General features: G+C 57.7%; 16 protein-coding genes and 2 pseudogenes. 7 read left to right on the top strand and 11 right to left on the bottom strand.

Annotation, left to right across the window (positions count from 1 at the left end):
* Window positions 1–15: 15 nt before the first annotated feature.
* A complete protein-coding gene (locus tag AC3A6F_RS00090) occupies window positions 16–2,712 on the bottom strand; it encodes a sigma-70 family RNA polymerase sigma factor (protein ID WP_487677844.1) in 2,697 nt (898 codons plus the stop codon).
* Between the two features lie 279 nt (window positions 2,713–2,991).
* On the bottom strand, window positions 2,992–3,318 hold the full coding sequence (locus AC3A6F_RS00085) for a helix-turn-helix domain-containing protein (protein WP_487677842.1): 327 nt from the start codon (window positions 3,316–3,318) through the stop codon (window positions 2,992–2,994).
* A gap of 108 nt (window positions 3,319–3,426) precedes the next feature.
* On the opposite strand from AC3A6F_RS00085, the gene AC3A6F_RS00080 reads away from it, so the two are divergent.
* Window positions 3,427–4,173: a YkgJ family cysteine cluster protein gene (locus tag AC3A6F_RS00080; RefSeq protein WP_487677840.1), complete on the top strand. Its 747-nt coding sequence runs from the start codon at window positions 3,427–3,429 to the stop codon at window positions 4,171–4,173.
* Window positions 4,174–4,258: 85 nt separating this feature from the next.
* Here the strand turns inward: AC3A6F_RS00080 and AC3A6F_RS00075 are convergent, their stop codons facing one another.
* The 6 genes and pseudogenes from AC3A6F_RS00075 to AC3A6F_RS00050 all read right to left on the bottom strand — a co-directional run bounded on the left by AC3A6F_RS00075 (window position 4,259) and on the right by AC3A6F_RS00050 (window position 11,790).
* Entirely contained in the window at window positions 4,259–5,044 is a 786-nt protein-coding gene (locus AC3A6F_RS00075) for a metallophosphoesterase (protein WP_487677838.1), read from the bottom strand.
* Between the two features lie 621 nt (window positions 5,045–5,665).
* Window positions 5,666–6,303, bottom strand: a pseudogene (locus AC3A6F_RS00070) (transposase family protein).
* Between the two features lie 446 nt (window positions 6,304–6,749).
* Window positions 6,750–7,124 carry a hypothetical protein gene (locus tag AC3A6F_RS00065; protein WP_487677836.1) on the bottom strand — a complete coding sequence of 125 codons (375 nt, stop codon included), beginning with the start codon at window positions 7,122–7,124 and terminating at the stop codon, window positions 6,750–6,752.
* Window positions 7,121–8,941 (bottom strand): site-specific integrase, encoded by a 1,821-nt coding sequence (locus AC3A6F_RS00060; RefSeq protein ID WP_487677834.1) that lies wholly within the window; start codon window positions 8,939–8,941, stop codon window positions 7,121–7,123. The genes AC3A6F_RS00065 and AC3A6F_RS00060 overlap by 4 nt, the downstream gene beginning before the upstream one ends.
* A gap of 3 nt (window positions 8,942–8,944) precedes the next feature.
* Window positions 8,945–10,630, bottom strand: coding sequence for a hypothetical protein (locus AC3A6F_RS00055; protein WP_487677832.1), 1,686 nt, complete (start codon window positions 10,628–10,630; stop codon window positions 8,945–8,947).
* Window positions 10,627–11,790 (bottom strand): tyrosine-type recombinase/integrase, encoded by a 1,164-nt coding sequence (locus AC3A6F_RS00050; RefSeq protein WP_487677830.1) that lies wholly within the window; start codon window positions 11,788–11,790, stop codon window positions 10,627–10,629. Before AC3A6F_RS00050 ends, AC3A6F_RS00055 begins: the two co-directional genes overlap by 4 nt.
* Before the next feature lie 108 nt (window positions 11,791–11,898).
* On the opposite strand from AC3A6F_RS00050, the pseudogene AC3A6F_RS00045 reads away from it, so the two are divergent.
* Together AC3A6F_RS00045 and AC3A6F_RS00040 are read left to right on the top strand one after the other, a co-directional pair.
* A pseudogene (locus AC3A6F_RS00045) lies at window positions 11,899–12,501 on the top strand (ATP-binding protein); the annotation flags it as partial.
* Window positions 12,502–12,942: 441 nt separating this feature from the next.
* Window positions 12,943–14,196 carry a type II toxin-antitoxin system HipA family toxin gene (locus tag AC3A6F_RS00040; protein ID WP_487677828.1) on the top strand — a complete coding sequence of 418 codons (1,254 nt, stop codon included), beginning with the start codon at window positions 12,943–12,945 and terminating at the stop codon, window positions 14,194–14,196.
* 15 nt (window positions 14,197–14,211) lie between these two features.
* Here the strand turns inward: AC3A6F_RS00040 and AC3A6F_RS00035 are convergent, their stop codons facing one another.
* The 3 genes from AC3A6F_RS00035 to AC3A6F_RS00025 all read right to left on the bottom strand — a co-directional run bounded on the left by AC3A6F_RS00035 (window position 14,212) and on the right by AC3A6F_RS00025 (window position 17,910).
* Entirely contained in the window at window positions 14,212–15,165 is a 954-nt protein-coding gene (locus AC3A6F_RS00035; RefSeq protein WP_123070498.1) for a GlxA family transcriptional regulator, read from the bottom strand.
* A gap of 131 nt (window positions 15,166–15,296) precedes the next feature.
* A complete protein-coding gene (locus tag AC3A6F_RS00030) occupies window positions 15,297–17,453 on the bottom strand; it encodes a xanthine dehydrogenase family protein molybdopterin-binding subunit (protein ID WP_487677826.1) in 2,157 nt (718 codons plus the stop codon).
* On the bottom strand, window positions 17,446–17,910 hold the full coding sequence (locus tag AC3A6F_RS00025) for a (2Fe-2S)-binding protein (protein ID WP_123070496.1): 465 nt from the start codon (window positions 17,908–17,910) through the stop codon (window positions 17,446–17,448). The genes AC3A6F_RS00030 and AC3A6F_RS00025 overlap by 8 nt, the downstream gene beginning before the upstream one ends.
* Window positions 17,911–18,121: 211 nt before the next feature.
* Between AC3A6F_RS00025 and AC3A6F_RS00020 the strand changes: the two genes are divergently transcribed.
* The 4 genes from AC3A6F_RS00020 to AC3A6F_RS00005 all read left to right on the top strand — a co-directional run bounded on the left by AC3A6F_RS00020 (window position 18,122) and on the right by AC3A6F_RS00005 (window position 21,326).
* A complete protein-coding gene (locus tag AC3A6F_RS00020) occupies window positions 18,122–18,622 on the top strand; it encodes a hypothetical protein (RefSeq protein WP_487677823.1) in 501 nt (166 codons plus the stop codon).
* A 7-nt stretch (window positions 18,623–18,629) separates the two neighbouring features.
* Entirely contained in the window at window positions 18,630–19,364 is a 735-nt protein-coding gene (locus tag AC3A6F_RS00015) for an ABC transporter ATP-binding protein (protein WP_487677821.1), read from the top strand.
* Entirely contained in the window at window positions 19,361–20,908 is a 1,548-nt protein-coding gene (locus AC3A6F_RS00010) for a putative ABC transporter permease subunit (RefSeq protein ID WP_487677819.1), read from the top strand. Before AC3A6F_RS00015 ends, AC3A6F_RS00010 begins: the two co-directional genes overlap by 4 nt.
* Window positions 20,909–20,984: 76 nt before the next feature.
* Entirely contained in the window at window positions 20,985–21,326 is a 342-nt protein-coding gene (locus tag AC3A6F_RS00005) for a DUF1840 domain-containing protein (RefSeq protein WP_208277048.1), read from the top strand.
* Window positions 21,327–21,582: the final 256 nt, after the last annotated feature.

Below are 21,582 nucleotides of genomic sequence, written 5' to 3'. Positions count from 1 at the left end.
TGCGTGTCTTCGACGTCATTTCCAATAACCCTTCCCAGGCCATGCCTCGAACCCGGCCGAAACAATGTTGCGAACGAGACTCCGGTACCGCCGATCGGATGAATCTGGAACCCGAAACCATATCCTTCCGGTAGATCCAACTCGGTCATCATCGACCGTCACGCCCAGTACCTCAGCCTGCGCAATGAGCTTGGCGAGACCGTTTTCACGGCGATGTCGGAATGACCCGTTCATTTCTGCGCCTTGCTCAGGAATGGGGACCTGAGGCGGCGATAGGTGTTGTTGCTGCGCCAAATCAGGCGTCGGGTGGCCTTCGGGGGAAGCCCTCTCCACGACGAACGTTTCGTCCAGATCGGATGTAAATGCTCGGTCAGCTGTTTCCTGGTCTTGCGATCGATCGCCATTGACGGAACGCTTTGCGGCAGACCTAATGGCGACAGATGGCAGCAGATCTTCAACGGCCGCCCGCGTTCCTCGAAATGCGAGCGACAGGTCATGAATGCGGCTGGCGTGTCGGAGCTTCTGCAGCGCTTTAGCCTCAACTTGCCTAATGCGTTCTCGCGTCACTCCAAACTGGCTGCCAGCCTGCTCAAGCGTGAGCGCTTCCTCGACACCGATGCCAAACCGGAGCCGGATTATTTGTTCTTCCTTAGGGTTCAGCGTTGAAAGCACACGGTCGATCACCTGACCGAGCTGAAACTCCGCAATGACGTCTTCTGGATCAGGTAGAACGAATCCCGGCGTGTCGCAGGAGCTCATCAATTCAGCAGAACGTACTTCGTCGATGGATTTCGGTATTTCCTCCAGGCGCTGAAGCAGGGCAACCTTTTCGGGGCGCATCTTGGTGCGGGCAGCAATTTGATCCAGCCCAGGGGGATGGCCGCATTCCAATTCCAAGGTCTGGACGTCCCAGAGCATGCGCTGAAGATCGGCATGAACGTGGACGGGGATACGGATCGTCCTGCATTTGTCAGCGACGTGTCGACCGACGCTTTGTTTGACCCACCAGGTTGCATACGTCGAGAATTTGTTTCCCATTCGCCAGTCGAAGCGCTCGATCGCCTTGAACAGGCCGAGATTGCCTTCCTGAGTGAGGTCGTCCAGAGGCTCGCCGCTGTAGAGGTACTTCTGTGAGAAATTGAAGGCGAGCTTTATGTTGGCCAGGACCATCTGTTCCCAAGCTAGGCAGTAGGTATCGAATGCCGACAGAAAGCGGCTTGCACCCTTGCTTTCGTCCACCGACGCCGCCTCAGCGAGTTCGCACAGAAACTGATGATTCAGCCTTAGCGAAGACAGTATTTCCGGTACCGATGCATCAGCCGAACGAGCAGGTAATTCGTTGGAGAGTTGATGTTCCAGCTGGTCCAACGATCGCCTCGATAGCGCGGATCGGTCGTCAAGAATGGCGGCCTGCGAGGCTGACGACACGGATGGCTGATCATCATTCTCGTTGTCGCAATCCTGGGATTCGGTCCCGTTCGCATCAGATTCGTCATCACCCGAGACATTTGCATGATCTGGAGAATTCTCGTTTACCCCGCGTGAATACGAGTTTGGAATTCGTGCGCCGGCATCAACCTGTCGGCCGGCAGTCAATACAAGGATCAGCCCGTGTGGCCATCCTGCTAGAGCATCAATCGCGCCCTGCATCGTGAATTCCAGCGTGCGTGCGAGCGCGACTTCCTGCTCGGCTGTAAGCAGCTTCTGACGCTGGAGGTCCCGCTGGTAGTATCGAAGCGGATCAGCTCGTCTGGCCACATTTCCGGCAATGAAAGAAAGCGCTTCGTCCAGCAGTGCGTCGTGAGCCGATGCCTCCATCCCGACGGTGCAATCGCATTGACCCGACGGTTCGAAGTCCACCTCGCTGTCAGTGATCTCTGCTCCAACGCCATTCACTGCCATCGAAAGGATGGCTTCCATATCCCGATCCGGAGCCCCGTCGGCACTGACCGACAGCGCCTCGATGTCGCGTTGCCAGACCCGGCCGTAATGCATCGCGCGCAGCAGCAATGTCTGGATCCTGAAATCTGAATTAGTAACGTCTGACCGGACTCTAGGCACGGCCGCGATCGGTAGGTCAACTTCGACCTCGGCCCAATCTGCCGAAGAGTCAACAACGTCGAAATCGGTAAGCGCATTCTGAACCGAACGAAGCGCGGCCAGTACTAACTGATCGGCTTCAGGAGGTATGGCTTCTTCTTCTGGCTCCCATCCTTCAAGGTCGAACTCGAATTGCTTCTCAACCGCCGGGGACGGCTCTGACACATCGGACCGCAGCGTTGACTCGGACGTTCTACCGGTCTCGTTCCCTGCTGTGGATTCACGTAACACCGCCGATACGGTACTGCCGACTCTTTCGATGGTGCGCACGTGCCCGGGTGCCAGCTCAGGCGAGGCTGCTTTCTGACTTTCGAGCAGGCGGATGACGTCGGCCGCTCGCTCTGCCCCTGCTGCGGTCGCAATGTGTAACGCTGTCTCACCTAACGGTGATAAGAGTGTAATGTCGGCGCCGGCCTCAAGGAGCAGTCGGCAGACGTTGAGGTGATTTCGGGCAGCCGAAAGCATCAATGGCGTCAGACCGTTGGCATCCCGAGCGTTGAGGTTGTCGCCCCGCTCGACATGGAGACGTACTGCGCTCTCAACCCCACCTACAACCGCCATTCTGAAAAGCCGACCGAGCGGCGGTGTCTCGATAATGACTGGAGCATTCATCGGACTGTCCTCAGCACCTGAGGTCGCGACGACGACGTTTGGTGTGGCCCGATCTCTAGCCGATCTGTGTTTGAAAACGCCGCCATTGCACTACCCGTGGGCCGCTTGCCCGAGAAAAATATAACCAATTGTCACGTTGCGGCAGTTGGAATGCTGGCGATTCGTGCAACTTCATTATAACCAGATGTCGATGCCTAAAGCCAACATCCGAAATGCAAAATAAATCGACTGAATCGCCACGAGTTCACGCACTCTATGTTCTATATGTCTCGGGAATGCTCACTCTAAAAGCGCTTTAGCAGCTTTATGAAGCGCACAACGTTTCAACTCAGGCACACCAGAGTAGATAAGGATGAGGTCAGCCAAGCGGTCATCAGGACAGAAAAAATATGCTGGCGACACGTTCAGCACCCGTGCCAGAGCCTCGACGAACTGAAAAGGTGGCTCGTGGATGCCACTCTCGTAACGACTCATTCTTGCGCTACTAGAAGATTCTTCTAAGCCAGCCATAACGCCAAGTTCGTCCTGTGCCAGCTTACGAAGTTGCCGCAGCTGCCTCAGGCGCCGGCCAAAGATGATGTTCGAAAATTTGTTGCGTGGAGGCATCCTACGATAATCGTAGGTTTCATTAGACCTTTCTCTACGAAAAACGTAGAATCACACTCTTCCCACTTTAATACGTGGCGCAACCGTAAGTTTGAAAGGAACTTCCTTGTGTTGAATGCAGCAACTTTGGACGCAATTAAGCAGGCGCTCGAAGGTCTGCTGAATGATGGGAGTGAAGAGGCCGCACAGCTTGCCGATGTATTAATCAAACGACTAGAAGCTGCGCTTTTTGAGCAGCAACAGATAGACTCCGAGTCGGCGCAAGCAAAAATGAAGGCACTACTTGACAGCCATTCATGGATGATGCCCGAGCAGATCGGGCAGATCCTCGGCCGAATCATAAGAGAGAACGCGAGCGCGAAGTCAAAGCGCAAGAAGATGATAGCGATCGCCAACCGTGTGACGGCGGCGCTTGAACCGTACATGGCTTGTAAGCCAGGTTGTAGCGCCTGCTGTCACATGAATACGATGATCTACGAGCACGAGGCGATCCGTCTAGCCGAAGTTACTGGGCGGAAGATGGTTCGCTTACCCTATCGGCCGCTCGATCAAATCGCGCTTGACGGCGACAAATTCAATGGAAAACCGTGCCCGTTCCTTGTGGAGAACAAGTGCTCGGTTTACGATGATCGGCCATTGGTATGCCGAACACATCATTCGCTGCATGATGATGCCTCCCAATGCAGCATGAACTTCGCTGATAATTATGTCCGCCCCCCAATGTATGACCCTGATATTCTGGAGGTTCCGTATATGGAACTAAACACCTCCTACAATGCGGCCGAGCCATGGGGGAATATTGCTGAGTTCTTTCCCGCCTCAGATTGCGGCGACAGCCATAGGGGGGATTGTTAGCGCTCTGATACATAGTTTATCTAAAGAACTTTAGATAAACTATGTAGCGGGCAACCTTGTACATGTGGTGCCGACATGGAAGACGTCAGGGTTCTAGCTGAACAATGAAATTTGGATCAAAATCCTCGTTCTCAGCACCGCCATTCCGCATCAGATATCCGAGAGGGTTGGCTACGACGCGGCATCCTTCCACTTCATAATCGAAACTACTATGCGTATGGCCATGTACCCAAACGTTAGCCTTCACTACCAAGTCGTCCAGGTTCGAAGCGAATGCAGCCGAAACTGGATCCGCTGCATATTCAGGAGCAACCGAGCGCATTGATGGCGCCATGTGGGTAACGACAACCGTACGCCCAGTGAACGGTTCATCAAGCTTTTCTTGAAGCCATGCTCGTTGTGCGGTGTGCAGGCGAGCAGTGTCTTGCGGGTGCAGTTTCCTGTACCCGGCAGTTGCGACCCTGATACGTTGGTAGTCATTCATTACAGTTCGAGCGTCGAGCATTGAACTCCACTTGCGATCAGGACTGAACAGGGCGAAGTCAGTCCAGAGAGTCGCGCCTAGAAAACGAACGCCTTTATAAATGTATTCTCCACAGTCAAGATAGTGTACGTTGGGGTGGCGGGCACATTCCTGGGCGATTGCCTCTCCTGCTTTTTCAATTGCTTCTCCATAAAATTCATGGTTGCCAGCAACGTAGACTACCGGCAAGCCGGGAAAGTTTTCTATAGCCCAGGAGGGTGCACGAAATTTCGTGTGAATATCACCGGCAAGAATCACGACGTCAGGCCTACTAATCGATACATCGATTCGAGGCACATGATCGCGCCAAACCTCTAAGTGAAGATCAGATAAGACTAACAACCTCATATATTCCACCGTCAAGCGCTAAAAACCGAAAAAACAATACTAAACCAAAAGCCACTTTGGAACCACGGTCTAAGCAAGAACCAAATTGAATAAAGTTATTGCAACAGCGGAGGCTGCAGAATTTTGTTTCACAGAAGAAATTATTCGGTTTTATTGGATGTCGAATAAAACCGAATAATTTCTTCTGCGCAACATCAGAACGCGAGCTTACGTGTTCAAACAATACTTCCTGCCCCGAACATTATGGCAATAGAACGGCTCGGCTTCAAAACAAGAAAATCCCATCTGGGGCGCGCAACCGCTGCCTAGTCAGAAGCCACATATTGACAGAAACCGATGCCTCCAACCTCATACGCCGATGGTTACGTCATCACATAGCGCTAGCCCAAGTCCTTGAACACCCTACTCCGCTCTACAACTATGGTGTTGAAAAGACCTCACATTAAAACTTGGGATTTTTTGTACTGTGACTGATCATAGCCTGGGGCGCAAGCAGGATAACGACAGAAATTAGCGCTCACGAACTCAGCCCCGAAAACTATGGCATTACGAGGTCTACCCAAACCTCGTGATGTGCCTCTAAAAAGAGAACGCGCAGGCAAGCTAAATGTCAAGACCCGGCTAGTTATAAACTCTTTTCCTGAACAATTCAGGTTGTTTTTCCTGCCATTCCTTGAATGCCTGAATGGGCGTTTTGTATTGGGGGCGCGTTGCGGAATACTCTAGTTGTAGATCTTGACGTAATCGCGAAGCGTTGATTTAGTTCGGCAGCTGAGCCAAATCGGATCTGGTTGACGATGTCGCTGATGCGCCCATCGAATCGACGAACAAGTAGCGCCTTGCCGTCTCGTCGGGCACCTGCGGCAGGTACTTGATGTCGATGTGCACAAAGCCCGGCTCGTCGTCCTCTAAGGTGTTTTCGTGGCGGGCGCAGTGTCTCCCTGTTTAACCAGGTCACGCAGGTCGGAGACGCCATGACGGCGCGGCAGCGTCCCAAGCCGGCACGCGAGATGGCAGGATTGTGATGAACTCGCACGTGACCGCCAGCAGGCCGCCAGTGGGCAGCGGCGTCTTGCGCGGTTTCACCACGATGAGCTCCTGCTCGGGCGTGAGCGTCGTGTACATCTTGTTCGGAGCGTGCGACCTATCTTTAGGAGACTCGCGATTTTGCCACTTCCGGATGGTCTGGCGGGTGATGTTGTACATCCTCGCAGTTAGGCTTGCGAAAGCGTTGAGTTCCTGATTTCCTCAAGGATCAGATGAGTAGTACGAGCTTAGCTGTGCAGCACCTGGGTCATTGAGTGGCCAGTGAAAAGTCGGATTGGAACAGTGTCCACAAAACGTGTCTGGCCTGAAGAACAACCAACTATGGATGGGTACATGATCCCACGAGTCTAAACATCTACCTACCGATCAAGCCAATATTTGCAAAACACATTGAGTCTGGTTGCCTTAGAAGGAATCCTCACACCCATTGCACGCCACAGCGTCGAGTCACGCGAAAGGCTCGGCTGAGGGTGACGATTGGTGAACCAACCTTGGGCGGCTTCACCAACGCGCAGACAGCGTATCCGTTAAGCGCCGAAGGACACGCGCCAGACGATTACTTTCGCTCGCATACTCCTCCACCTGTTGGAAGTACGTCAAAGACTTCATGAGGCGCCCTTAGTTGCCTGATATATTGAACTTGCGCGTCAATAAACATTTATTTTTTCTTTGCAGATTTCTCCAGGACTGCTAAACGAGACAGTAATTCATCGTTCTTGAGCTGTAACTCTACACATAGAAAAGCTAACGTCTTAACTCTTTTTTGCAGGGTTTTCACGTCTTCTGCCGAAATTTCTTCTCGCGCTCGTTCAACAGTAGTGGGCTGCTGAGCCTTAAGCTCTTTGTTCACCGAATGAATTTGATCAACAAGAGAGCGATGTGAGCTATATAAATTCGCTCTGCTAACCTCCGCAATTCTGCACACTTTGGAAATCGAAATATATTGACCAGGTTGCTCATTGAGCAGATATGTCAGGGCGTTGGCAACCCTTAGTTGAATTGTTTCTGCTACCGAATCGAAAGGATCTCTCATTCTTGGTCTTCCATAATTGAACCTTCTACAGGCAACTTGTTGAGCATTACTAATACCCTGGATGTCTCTTCAATTCTTCCAGTTGCGAGCATCCTTGTCTGCTCAGGCAAATCAGACCGGTCTAAGAATCGTTCTTCCCTTTTGAACCTCTCCTCCCACCATGGTCGGTACTTCTCTGTAATTACAAAGTTCGTACAGCTTGAACATGTACTAGGGCATCGGTTAACCGGGTTAGGGCCTGTTGCGCCACCCTTGCATGCTGACATTTCCTGATCGTAAAGACAATATCCCCAGTCGCATGGCGCCAGTCGCATCCCTTGGGATATCATTCCGTTCACAACCTTCTCGATTGCCGTCTTTCCCATAAACTGAGGATTAGCTTGTACCTTTGTTCGTACATCGGTAAGGGCGCGTCCAGCTTTGCCCCCTAGTCTTTTGCTCGTAAGCAGGTCCATCAGCCCTTCTGCAAGATCCGCGCGGCTTTCTTCATCCAATATCTCTTGAATCTCTATATCACTACCGACGTAGGCCCTATCCAGAACAGCTGCATAAAGGTGGCCGTAGTGTTGAACCAGGGCACCAAGTGCGCGTTTATCCCGACACATCACAAACCGGGCAAACGTTTTTCGAGCTTGGTGCGGATGTAATCGGCGGCCCACGGGATACGGCTCGGCTCGATGAGAGGAGCACGCGAATTTGCAGAATAGCTTGTATAACGTCGTTGTCGATGTGACAGTCACCTTTGTCGTTGGCCGAACGCTAGCGCCGTTGCCTGCAAAACTAATGAACAGCGCAGAACGCTCTGTTGAGCCGGGATGCCATCCTTGCCGTGCTTCCAGCAACGCAATCGAATCCATAACAACTTGCGGGATTACCCACCTTCGTTCTATCCCTCTTTTTTTTGCGGCGGTTCCACCCATGTATAAATATTTAGTGCCGGTGTCGTGCATTGTCTCAGTTACACAGCCGCATTGGAGTGATGCTAGCTCACTAATCCGTACACCCGTTAAAAGAAGAATAAGCACGATAACGGCACCATCCGTTAATTTCGATGCCGATCGCAAAACGGTAACCACGTTGTCATTCATGCCGACTAAGTCAGCTAATTCACGATATTCCTCGCTCTTCGAAATAGTTTCATACGCACGCGCAGTCATACGATATGCCTCTTTTCGCGTCTTCCCTACAGTGGAACCAACCTGAAGTTTTACTTGCTCCATTAATCGGACGCTAGCTGGTCCACCAGTCCTTATCCATACCAGTGCATCTTTGATAAGAGGTATCGCCAGCTCGATCGGAATCGGCGTCCATCGCACAAGATCACTACCCTCTTTGGCGAGATTTGACAGCTCACGGATGCTGTCTGGATCTGTGCACATAGGAGAAGTGTAGGTATGACGCACCAGCCATATTTCTCTGAAAAATCCAATAATAGTTTCTATTGTCTTAGTACGGATCTTCCGTTCAGATTCATTTGCGCGATCTATCGCCTCTTGGATATATTCTGTTATGGCGCACGAAGTCAAATCACTGAATAGCCAAATATCTTTTTTAGCCATCCAAGTGGCTAATGCCCAAAGTTTTGTTTGCTTGGCGCGGGCGGTAAGCGGACTCAAAGCCCCAATCTTCGCCTCCGAGCTTACTACCAAAGCCTCCAACAGCTCCCGCACACTTTTCTTAAAGTATTCTCGTTGATGCTTTGTCCCAAGGTTATCAAAGTCTAATTTATCCCAAAATATTTTTCTTGGAGGCTTTGCACTGCCCGCATACGGAACAATTTCCCACTGTTTTACGCTTATTTTATTTATACTAATCACGGGTCACTCCAGGGCAGGAAGACTAATATAGCCAATCAACGATGTAGCCTTCTCTATCATTATTGGGTTTGTTCTCGCTAGAAGTTCTTCATCTATGATCTTTTGAACTCCGTCGTATAGAGCATTGAAACGCTCAAGCCAGCCCTCTTCCATAGCGCGCCGGCGCGCACTCTTCAATTCCGTAGAACTTTTGATGAGCCGTGCTACTACTCGAATATCGTCTAACACAACGATTGCCCCTGGACAGGTAGCACAACTAGTGAATTTCATACATATTTTTCCAGGTACTGATCCTTGCCCCACCCCAGCATATGGGTCTTTACATCCGAATCCGAAAACTGTAACGGCATTTTTCGTATCGCCGGACTCGATCTGACTTAATTCGACCTTTTCCGAAAACCGACCACTGATGGTTGTAGACTGTACTACCAGCTCACCCTGGAACCGATTTATCAGACGGTCGTTCTCCTGCCTTACCTCATCACTCGCGGTATAGGAGAATGTAGTTTTTGATGAGCGATGGTTGAGTCGGCTACGCGGCACCTGAATATCGTTTGATACACGGAAATGCAGCACAGCTCCAGCCTTACGCAGTTGCTTGAAATCGAACGATGGTAGATTGTGACGACTGATAAATGCGTCAAGAAGTACGTGAAGCAGCTGCATGCATGGTACGCTAGGACGGCAATTCCCATTCGAAAGGAACAACATGTTTCTCTCGAATGGCGACATATGCTTCACTAACCTTTCGTTGATCTCGAGTAGCTCGCCTACAAGAATAGGAGCGCTTCGCGGACGTTTAACTGAAAAGTCGGCAATTTGCTCGCGGTTTGATCGCTCTTTCAGCCAGACCAGCGAGCGTCGATCTTCTCGTAACGGGTGCGCTCTAATACAGTCCCGGCTCATGTTTCGGATTGACATTGGGTTCCCACTACACTGAGCAAGAATCGCAAGATAAAATGGGAACACATCTTCAGCAGACGGGGATATCAATTTCCAAAGGTTACGGAGCCCACCGTAATAATTTATCTTCTTCATCGATATGCCCCTAATCCCTCTCAAGGCTGTCTGAGATGGGATCACGCCTTTTCCGATGTTTAGCAACTTAATAAGAAGAACGTGGAGACCGTGTTCGTCCATCGTCAGGTCCTCGCCCGCAAGAATTCGCCTTCCTCGATTCATGCGAGCATGCACCTGGTCGATCTCAGCGTAACAGGCCGCAAGAACTTGTTTAATTGCCTCTTTATCAAGAAGACGACCATCTTCGGGCTTATCTCGTACAAATGCGGGAACGCTAAAAATAGTATTGCTGTGTAGGATCGAGTTGGAGTTTCGATTGATCCAAAGAAGGGCGCGTCGCACCTCATTTAAGTGTGACTGACAAGTCGATCCGCCTAAATTTTGCCCGACAAGCCAATTGCGAAATCGAAACAGTACATCAGGAGGCAGCGGAAGAGCTATTTCCGACTCTGTTTCTGCAAGAAATTTTGAAAACTTTCGGATGCACCGCCAAACCTGACGCCGTGTCTCGACGGAATTTTGACCAGTTAGCGCTTCGAAGCAATCGCGAATTGCTTCCGCGAGCTTGTGCGGAAGTTGCAACGAACTGAAATTGATGGTTGTGCGGATTACACCTTGGCGATCGCGGATTTCGACGGCTAGTTCTACAGTATCTACCTGAGACGTCATGTCGCGGCCCCGTAAAGAAAATTCAGCGCCTCTGCTACATCATCAGAATAGACATCCAGCGCTGCCAAATAAATTTCGGTCGACGTAATGTTCGCATGTCCCATCAAAACCTGAAGCGTTTTTAACGGGTTGATGCTTGATCCTGCATTCGCCTGACGTTGCAAAATTTCTAGAGTAGTCACAGCGTAGGTATGCCTGAGGTGGTGAAAAACTGCGGATGTTCCAGCTTGATCTGCAAAGAATCGAAAGACACGCGATACTTCTTCCCGATGCAGTTTATAGCCGGATGAAGTGAGGAATACGAATGGTTCGCCGCCAGCTTGAGCCTTTGGCCTATTCACATTTAAGTACCAACGTGTATCGTGCAAAATTTTTGATGGCAGATAAACAGCTACTCTGCGGCCTCCTTTCCGAATTGTATCGAAGCTCATTACATGCTCGCTTTCTCCATGATAAGAAACAGTGTCAAGGCGAGATTTTGTTAGCTCGCATAATTCCATACGTCTGAGCCCGGTTGTAACTGCCCACTTGAATATAAGGGAATATGGCTGAGGCGCGGAGTTGATAATTTTTTTTAATTCAGCTGAATTAACTATTCTCGGGATGCGCTGAGCAGGTGGTAAAGCAATTGCAAATCTTTTCGAAAAATACGGACCTTGACGCGCTGCTTTCGCTTGATCTCCCTTTACATGCGCCCACTCCCCTAAAGGGCTTGAAAACCGTTTGGTTTTTTCGCCCCATTCATGGAACCGCCTTGCGGTTTCAACGCGCGCGGTTACAGTGCTCTTTGAAATCGGGAACTGCGAAATGGAATTCGGCTTGGCGTTCCACACAAAGTTACGGAACATTTGCAGATCGCGTTCTGTGGCGTCAGTGAATACGACTTCCCGTTCACTCAAGTAGTCAAGCCATGCAATAAGTGACCGCGCATAGCTCACAACCGTGTCGCCCACCACACTTCTGCTTGATTGCGCGACTTCGCTTAGATATAGCGTGCTTGGCCAGTGAATCAAGTCTTCAGAGTCTAGGATTGCCGCGACAACTGCGGTGCCCGCAAGTGGAGAGTAGCGATCATCGCTTCTCTGTATCCCATACTCCCGCCAAATTGTCTGCGCGTCAGCAATGTCTTCAGTAGGACGAATAGTAATGAGACGGTACACAGTTGCTCCTATTAGGCAACATCGTCTGATGTCCAGCAAGCAAGAATAGACGGTTGCGAGAAGGATGATATGTGAGGAACCGTTACTGTTGGGCATACAGACAACAATCTTCATGTAATGCCGGAGTTCGAGCGCCGCGTATTGGAAGTGCTGCGAGAGCCGCTGGAGTCGGGATCGATCACAATTTCGCGCGCGGCCCACCAGGCCGACTTCCCGGCGCGCTTCCAGCTGATCGCAGCGATGAATCCCTGTCCCTGCGGCTGGCTGGGCCACGCCAGCGGCAAATGCCGCTGCACGCCGGACGCCGTGCTGCGCTATCAGGGACGCATATCGGGGCCGCTACTCGACCGCATCGACATCCAGTTGCCGGTGGCGGCCATGGCGCCCGACGGCATGGGCGCGCAGGCCGATGGCGAACCGAGCGCGGCGATCGCGCAGCGGGTGGCAAAGGCCCATGCGCGCCAACTCGCGCGCCAGGGACGGTCCAACAGCCAGTTGAGGCCGGGCGAGATCGACCGCCATTGCGCGCCCGACGAGGCCGGGCGCCGGCTGCTGCATGACGCAGCGCGCCACCTGCACTGGTCGGCGCGGGCCTATCACCGCGTGCTCAAGGTGGCGCGCACGATCGCCGACCTGGCGGACGTGGACGAGGTGAGGTCGAAGCACGTGGCAGAGGCGATCGGGTACCGGCGCGCGCTGCGCGATGATTAAAATTTAAACCATCATAGATAAATTTTTATAAATCGTAAAACAACATCTATAAAGGCATCTGCTTTTAACATAAGTTATAGATATAGTTTTATGTATTACAATACACTATCTATGGAGGTAGCATGCCCCGAAAACTATCGGACTCGAGCCTATTACCTACTCTCGTTCAAGAGCGTCTGACCATCTGGGGACGCAGCATCCGTACTCAACGTTTGACCCAACGCATTACGATTGCGGACTTGTGCGCGCGGATGGGTATTTCAGAAGCAACGCTACGGAGGCTTGAACAGGGTGATCCTGGAGCAGCGGTCGGCACTTATCTGACAGCTCTTCACATCCTGGGAATCATGGATAACGTGGCGCCACCACTGGACTCGAGACTATGGGAAGGCGACGCAAACCGAAGGGTCCGCCACAGCAGGCAGGAGCGAGGGACCACAGATGCAGAGTACTTCTAAGCCACTATACGTCTATCTTCAACGCCCCGACAACGGGGAGTGGGTCACCGTTGGCCGGTATCAGGCCGGCCCTGTCGTCGGGAAGGGATATTTCAGGTACGCGCCGAGTTACGTCGATGCCGGCCATGGCTGGTCGATCGACCCGGTCAACTTGCCATTCGCTCCCGAAACGGACAAGGAGGCGACGCGTTATGGCGGCTTGCACGATGTACTACGCGATGCCTGTCCAGACGCATGGGGACAGGCGCTACTGCAACGCGAACACAACCTCCCATCCAGTACGCCCATGTCACGCTACCTGCTATTGGCAAGCAACGCCGATCGATGGGGCGCATTGGCTATTGGCACTGCCCGCAAGCCGTCGATCGCAGAATTACAGCGTCCCCGCCTGCCTCAACTGTCCTTGCTCGTCGAAGAGCTGAGGGCGATCCATCAACATCTTCCCCCTGTCGATATACGACTGCGCCGCCGCCTGGTGCAGACGACAAGTGTCGGCGGCGCTCGTCCCAAAGCGACGCTACAAGGTGACGATGGACAGTTCTGGCTGGTCAAGCCACAAATTGCCACCGACATTACCGACATTCCTGTTCTGGAACACGTCGGGCAGCGATGGGGAGCTGCAAGTGGTCTGAATTTCGCACAAACCATACTTCATCGCCTCGAAACAGGTCGCAGTGCGATACGGGTCCTGCGTTATGACCGGCATGGCAGTCAGCGGTCCATGTGCGTGAGCGCGGCATCACTACTGCAAGCGGAGTATCCAGACAATCTGATCCAGATTGACAGATGGAGCTACCCAAGGCTGGCAGAGGAATTACGCCGCATTGGCGCACCGATCGAAGACCGCAATGAACTGTTCGGCCGCATGGTGTTCAATGCGATATGCGGCAATGACGATGACCACGTGCGCAATCACGCAGTCGTCTATTCGGGCAGCGAAGGCCGATGGCGCCTGTCCCCGGCCTTCGACGTCGTTCCCAATCCTGTCGAGACTCCGGCAACCCTGAGCATGCAGCTTTCCACCGGCCGTTTCGACATATCGCGCGAGGCGCTATTGGCGGACGCGCATCGCTTCGGCTTTGGAAGCACGGAAGAAGCCAGCAGCTATCTCGACGCTTTTCTGACCCGCGTCGAGCATGGCTATGCACAGGTCACTCACTGGCTGGACCCGCAATCGGAAGAGATGTTACGCCAGCGACTACAGCACAATCTTGCTCGGTTGCGAGCTGCCCAATGAAGCCAGCCGCGACGATCAAGCCAGCGCCTGCTCGCGCGCCGCGCGCTTGATCGCCTGCGGCGGCTGGCCGAAGGCGCGCAAGAAGGCGCGCCGCATGCGCTCGGGGTCGGCGAAGCCGGTCTCGCGCGCGACCACGTCGATCGAGTGGTTGCTGGTCTCGATCATGGCGCGCGCCGCCTCGACCCGCAGCACCTCGATCGCGCGCGCCGGCGATTGCCCGGTCTCGAGGCGGAAGCTGCGGCTGAACTGGCGCGTGCTGAGGTTGGCCGCCTCGGCCAGCTCGTCGACCGACAGCGGCCGCCGCAGGTGGCTCTTGGCGTAGGTGAGCGCCTGCTGGATGCGGTCCGATTTCGGCTCCAGCTCGAGCAGGGCCGAGAACTGCGACTGGCCGCCGCTGCGGCGATGGTAGACCACCATCTGGCGCGCGATGTGCTTCGACGCGTCCTTGCCAAGATCTTCTTCCACCATCGCCAGGCACAGGTCGATGCAGGCGGTCATGCCGGCCGAGGTCCACACGCGGCCGTCGTTGATGTAGATGCGGTCTTCCTCGATGCGCGACTTCGGATAGGCGCGTTGCAGGTCGCGCGCCAGGGCCCAGTGGGTGGTCGCGCGGCGGCCGTCGATCAGGCCGGCCTCGGCCAGGATGAAGGCGCCGGTGCAGATGCTGGCGGTGCGGCGCGAGGCATCGCTGGCTTCGCGCAGGAAGCCCAGGAAGGGCGCGCTCGACTTGAAGCCCACCGGGGTCATGATGCCGGCCACGATCAGGGTGTCGTAGTCGCGCCGGTCGAAGGCTTCGGTGAACACGCCGACGCCGGACGAGCTGGCGAGCACGCCGCCGTGCTCCGACAGCATGGTCATATCATAGAACGGACCGCCGTCGAGACCGTTGGCGATCTCGAATACGGTGGTGGCCATGAGGTCGAGCGCCTGGAAGCCGGGCGGGAACAGGAATCCGATTCTGCGTTTCATGATGGTCCTAGAATGCGCAACAGAGAAAATAATACGCCAAGAAGCGCCGGGCGGGCCGAAGTCCTCCATCTTTCGAAGGAGACCGGCCCGCCCGGCGCGACCATCTCGTTGCGGCTGGGCTCAGGCGGTGCTCATGCACCCTGCAGCTGTTCGGGCCCGATCGGCAGGGTGCGCACGCGCTTGCCGGTGGCCGCGAACACGGCATTGGCGAGCGACGGGAACAGCGCGGCGGTACCCGGCTCGCCGATGCCGCCCGGGGCTTCGCGGCTGGCCACGATATGGGTCTCGATCGCGGGCGCCTCGTTGATGCGCATGAGCCGCACGTCGTGGAAGTTCGACTGCTGGATGCGGCCTCCCGCCACGGTCGCCTTGCCCCACAGCGCGGCCGAGATGCCGAAGTTGATGCCGCTCTCGAGCTGGGCGCGGATGGTGTCCGGATTGATCGCGACGCCGGTATCGACCGCCGCAACCACGCGCTTGACCGCCACCTCGCCGTCCTTGCTCACCGCGACGTCGGTCACCAGCGCCAGATAGGTGCCGAATACGTGCTGCAGCGAGACGCCGCGGCCCTGGCCTGATCCCTCCTGCAGCGGCTTGCCCCAGCCGGCCTTGTCGGCGGCCAGGCGCAGCACCGCCAGCGCACGTGGATTGTCCTTCAGGAGCGCAGTGCGATAGGCGACCGGATCCTTGCCGGCGGCCGCCGCCAGCTCGTCGATGAAGCTCTCGACCACGAACAGGTTGTGCGCCGGGCCGACGCCGCGCCAGAAGCCGGTCGGCACCGGCGGCTCGTGGTTCACGTACTCCACCAGCATGCTGGGGAAGGCATACGGCGGATGCATGGCGCCCTCGACCACTTCTTCGTCGAAGCCGTTGACGTAGCCGGCCGGGAAGAAGCGCTTGACGGTCGACGGGCCGGTGATGCGGTGGCTCCAGGCCAGCGGCATGCCCTCGCCGTCCACGCGCGCCTCGATCCGGTCGTAAAAGCCCCCGCGGTAGATGTCGTGCTGGGTGTCTTCCTCGCGGCTCCAGGTGACCTTCACCGGGCCTTTCACGTGGCGCGCGATCTGCACCGCGCGCGTGACCATGTCGACCTCCAGGCGGCGGCCGAAACCCCCGCCCAGGTAGTGGTTGTGCACCGTCACCTGGTCCGGTTCGAGACCCGCCGCCCTGGCCGCCGCCGCGCGGCTCAGGGTCATCACCTGAGTGCCGAGCCACAGCTCGCAACTACCGTCCTTCACGTGCACGGTGCAGTTGAGCGGCTCCATGGCGGCGTGGATCAGATAGGGCTGCTCATACATGGCCGCGATGCGCTTGCCGCCGGCCTTGGCCGGTTCGCCCTCCTGCCGCACCTTCGCCGCCGGGCCTTCGGACGCCCTGGCCAGCGCGGTCGACAAGGCCGCGCTGTCGACCTTGGCGTTGGGGCCGTCGTCCCAGACGATCTCGAGCGCCGCCAGCCCCTTGCGCGCGGCGCCGGTGTGGTCGGCGATCACGGCCACGCAGTCGTCGAGCTTGACCACCTGGCGCACGCCTTTCACCGCCAGCGCGCGGCGCTCGTCGACGCTTTTGAGGCTGCCGCCAAAGGCGGGCGACTGCGCCAGCGCCGCGAATTTCATGTTCGGCACCATCGCGTCGATGCCGTATTTGGCGCTGCCGTTGACCTTCAGGGGAGTATCGAGACGCTTGCCCGGCTTGCCGATCAGGACGAAGTCGGCCTCCTTCAGCTTGACGTCAGCCGGCGCCGGGACCGGCAAGGCGGCCGCCTGCGCCGCCAGCGCGCCATACTTCAGGCGCCGGCCGCTGGGGCGATGCACGACTTCACCGTTGCGGGCCTGGCACTCGGACGGGCTGGCCTTCCACTGGCTGGCCGCGGCCTGCACCAGCATCACGCGCGCGGCGGCGCCGGCCTGGCGCATCGGCAGCCAGGCAGCGCGCATGGATGTCGAACCACCCGTGATCTGCAGGCCGAGCAGCGGGTTGCCATACAGCTTGTCGTCGGCGCCGGCGTGCCTGACCCGCACCTGGCTAAGCCCCACCTCGAGCTCTTCGGCCACCAGCATCGAGATCGAGGTGTAGGTGCCCTGGCCCATCTCGATATAGGGCATGGTGATGGTGACCAGCCCATCGGCGCCGATCAGCACGAAGGCGTTCGGCTCGAACGTGCGGGCGGTCGCGGCCATCGCCGGCCGGCTGGCGCCATCGAGCACGACGCCCAGCAGCAGCCCGCCACCGGCGGCGGCGCCGGCCACCAGGAAAGCGCGGCGCGGAAGGTTGGGCAGATCGTTACGCATGGCGTCCTCCTGCCAGCGTGAGCGCGGCGGCCTTGATGCCGGCGCGGATGCGCGGATAGGTGCCGCAGCGGCAGATATTGCCGCTCATGGCGGCGTCGATGTCTTCGTCGGTGGGCTTGGCGTTGGACTTGAGCAGGGCCGCGGCCGACATCAGCTGGCCCGATTGACAGTAGCCGCACTGGACCACCTCCTGGTCGAGCCAGGCCTTCTGCAGCGCGGCGCCGATACGCGAGGCGCCGAGCGTCTCGATGGTCGCGACGTCGGCCTTGCCCACCGCCTCGACGCTGGTGAGGCAGGAACGGGTCGGCACGCCATCCACGTGCACGGTGCAGGCGCCGCACAAGCCCATGCCGCAGCCGAACTTCGTCCCGGTCATGCCCAGCACGTCGCGCAGCACCCACAGCACCGGCGTGTCGCCGTCGACGTCCACCTCATGGTTCTTTCCGTTGACCTTCATGCCATCCCCCTGGACTTGGTTTGTTTGGCGAATGGTCGCAGAAGTATCCCGTCGGGAGCGGACGTAAATCCCACGATTCAGGACATCTGGCCATGCCGCCATGTCCAAAGAATACCGTTGCCGCCCTCCCCCAAAAAACGGCAAAGGAGGTAGGCGCTGCTGCTACTATCGCGCTATGCACCCGACAATGCGACCAACCAATCCGCTCCGAATGCGCTTGCGCATCCTCGTCCCGGCCCTGCTGGCGGCAAGCCTGCTGGCCGCCTGCAATCCCACCTATAACTGGCGCGAACACACGAGCCAGGAGGGCCGCTACAAGATCCTGTTCCCGGCCAAGCCGGCCACCTTCACGCGCGCGGTGGATCTCGATGGCCTGCGGGTGCAGATGACCATGACGGCGGCCGAAGTCGACGGCGCCACCTTCGCCGTCGGCGCCGCCACGGCGCCCGATGCAGCGCGCGCCCGCGCCGCGCTGCCGGCGATGCGTCAGGCCCTGCTGCGCAATATTGGCGCCGGCGAGGACCGGGCGCCGGCGGCCCAGGACGGCCTGCGGGTGGAGGCGACGGGCGCCGCCAACGGCAAGCCGATGCGCCTCCATGGTCGCTTCGAGGCGCGCGGCGAGCGCTTCTACCAGGTCATCGTGCTGGGACCGGTGAACGCGGCGCCGCCCGAACAGGTCGATCAGTTCCTGTCCTCGTTCGCACCCCAGTGAGACCGTCATGATTGAGCATCCACCCGCCCTGCGCCTTGCCGGCCTGCGCAAGGATTTCGGCCGCCCCGCCGTCGATGGCCTCGACCTGGTCGTGCGGCGCGGCGAGTTCTATGCCCTGCTCGGCCCCAACGGCGCCGGCAAGACCACCACGCTGCGGCTGGTCAGCGGCCTGCTGGCGCCGGACGCCGGCAGCATCGAGGTGCTGGGAATCGACCTGGCCGACGCGCCTGCCGCGGCCAAGGCCAGGATGGCCTACCTGCCGGACGAGCCCATGTTGTACGGGAAGCTCAAGCCCTACGAGTACCTGGAGTTCGTGGCCGGCCTGTGGGGCGTGCACGCACAAGAAGCCGAGCCGCGCGCGCGTGAACTGCTCGACTGGCTCGACCTGAGCCGGCATGCGCACGAGCTGACCGAAGGATTCTCGCGCGGGATGAAGCAGAAGCTGGCCCTGGCCGGGGCCCTGATCCACGAGCCGGAATTGTTGATCCTCGACGAACCGCTCACCGGCCTGGATGCGGTCGCGGCGCGCCAGGTGAAAGACCTGCTGCTGGCCCACGTCGCCAAGGGCGGCACGGTGATCCTGACCACGCACATCCTCGAAGTGGCGGAGCGCCTGGCGCAGCGCATCGGTATCATCCGCCAGGGCCGCCTGATCGCCGAAGGCACGCTGGACGAGCTGCGCGCCCGCACCCGGGGCGGCAGCCTGGAAGACGTGTTCCTGCAGCTGACGGCCGCGCCATGAGGGCGGCGCCGGGCAGCGCCGGCTGGCTGCTGCGGCACGAGCTGCGGCTGGCCTGGTTCAATGCCTCGGGCGGCAAGGCAGGCGCCGGCAAGCGGCGGCCCGGCAATGCGGCGATCGGCCTGGCGCTGGTCGGCTGGGCGGCCCTGCACCTGCTGGCATGGGTGGCGGTGAGCACCCTGGCCGGCTTGGCGGGCGACGATCCGCGCATCCTGCTCGCCATCTCGGCCGTGCTGGCGGGCGGCGCGACCTTCATGCTGTCGTCGGCGATCAAGTCGAGCGTGCTGGTGCTGTTCGAGCGCAGCGACCTCGACTTGCTGCTGTCTTCGCCGCTGTCCTCGCACAGCATTTTCACCGTGCGCCTGGCCGGCGTGGCGGCCAGCACCGCCGCCGTGTACCTGTTCTTCCTGGCGCCGTTCGCCCATGCCGGCCTGCTGCAGGGGCAGTGGCGCTGGCTCGGCATCTATCCGGGCGTGATCTCGGTCGCGGTGCTGTGCAGCTGCCTTGCGATGCTGCTCACGCTCGGCCTGGTGCGCGTACTCGGTGCGCGCCGCACCCGCGTGGTGGCGCAGGTGATCGGAGCGCTGGCTGGCGCCCTGCTGGTCATCGCATCGCAACTACATGCGCTGTCGTCCAGGGATACGCAAGGCCGCGTGCGCGAGATGCTGGACGGGCTGCTGCGCCAGGATGGCGTGGGCGATCTGCCTTTGCTGCTGCCGGCGCGCGCCATGCTGGGTGAACCGCTGCCGATGCTGCTGCTGGCGGCGCTGGCTGCCGGGGTATTCGTGCTGACGGCGCGGCGTACCCATCGCTTCTTCGCGCACGGCCTGCAGTTGGCGGCGTCGGCGGCGCGTGCGGGAACGGCGCGCACCGCGCCGCTGACTTTGCGCTTCGGCCGCAGCCTGTTCCATACCGTCGTGGTCAAGGAGTGGCGCCTGATCGTGCGCGATCCACATCTGCTGTCGCAGATTCTGTTGCAGCTGCTGTTCCTGCTGCCGCTGTTCTTCCTCATCTTTCAGCGCGCCGACGTAGAGGTGCAGGCGCTGGGCGCCGGGCTGGCGCTACTGTGCGGTTCGCTGACCGGCGCGCTGGCCTGGGTCGCCTTGTCGGCCGAGGACGCGCCGGACCTGCTGCTGGTGTCGCCCGCGTCGCAGCGCACGGTGCGGCGCGCCAAGCTTGCGGCGGCCATTATGCCGGTGCTGGCGCTGGTAGCTGTCCCGCTGCTATGGCTGACCGTTCGTATGCCGGCTGCAGGGCTGATCGTCTGTGTCGCGGTGAGCGGCGCCGTGCTGGGCGCGGGGCTGATCGTGTTCTGGTGCGGGCGGCCCGGGCTGCGCAGCAATTTCAAGGGCCGCGGCAAGGGCGGGTTCGTGATGAATATGCTCGAGCTGTTCAATAGCCTGGCCTGGGGAGCGCTGGGCTGGTTCCTGGCCGGGGCGACGCGCGCGCCTTTGTCGGAGGCGGGCGCCCTGGCGGTGATGGGGAGCGGTGCGCTGGCCGTCATCGTGCTCGCGGCCGCCTGGCTACTGAGGGTAAGGCGGGGCTGAGTTGTGCGAGCGCGCGCACTGTGAGCTTGCGTCAGTCGTGCTATCGTTTAGACACTAACAAAACCAAGAGATAGCCATGTTGATTACCTTTAAATGCAGATCCTACCCAGAGGTCTTGATGTACCAGGAGCATGCCAAGCGCATTCTCGACCTGTTGCACAAGGAACCGGAACGCGGTGTCATCACCGCAGCAGAAGCGGAACAAGTGATCCCGCGGCTCGAGGCCGAGATCGAAGAGAGCCGCAAGCACCAGGCGACCGAACAGGTGGCGCAAGATGTCCACGCGCACCATCGCGATGAAGATGACCACGAACATCAGCCGATCGAGGTGGTCACCTTCTCGGCACGGATGTATCCGCTGCTGGAAATGATGCGCTCGGCGCGGGATAACAAGACCGATATCCTGTGGGGTGTTTGACATTCTCACGATCTGACGCTGGCCAAGGCCGATCCGATACATGATCGCGCCGTAGGGTGGATGGCTCTGCCATCCACGCGTCCAACTGTTCGATGAGTGACCCATCTGCGTGGATCCACGACGATCTTCCGAGCCAGAAAGCAAAAAACCCCACCAGGATCACCTGGTGGGGTTTTTCATATAACTAGCCTGACGATAACCTACTTTCACACTGGTTGCAGCACTATCATCGGCGCAAAGTCGTTTCACGGTCCTG

The organism is Massilia sp. Soil_C_3 (assembly GCF_057657035.1).
This window is presented reverse-complemented; position numbering and strand designations above follow the sequence as displayed.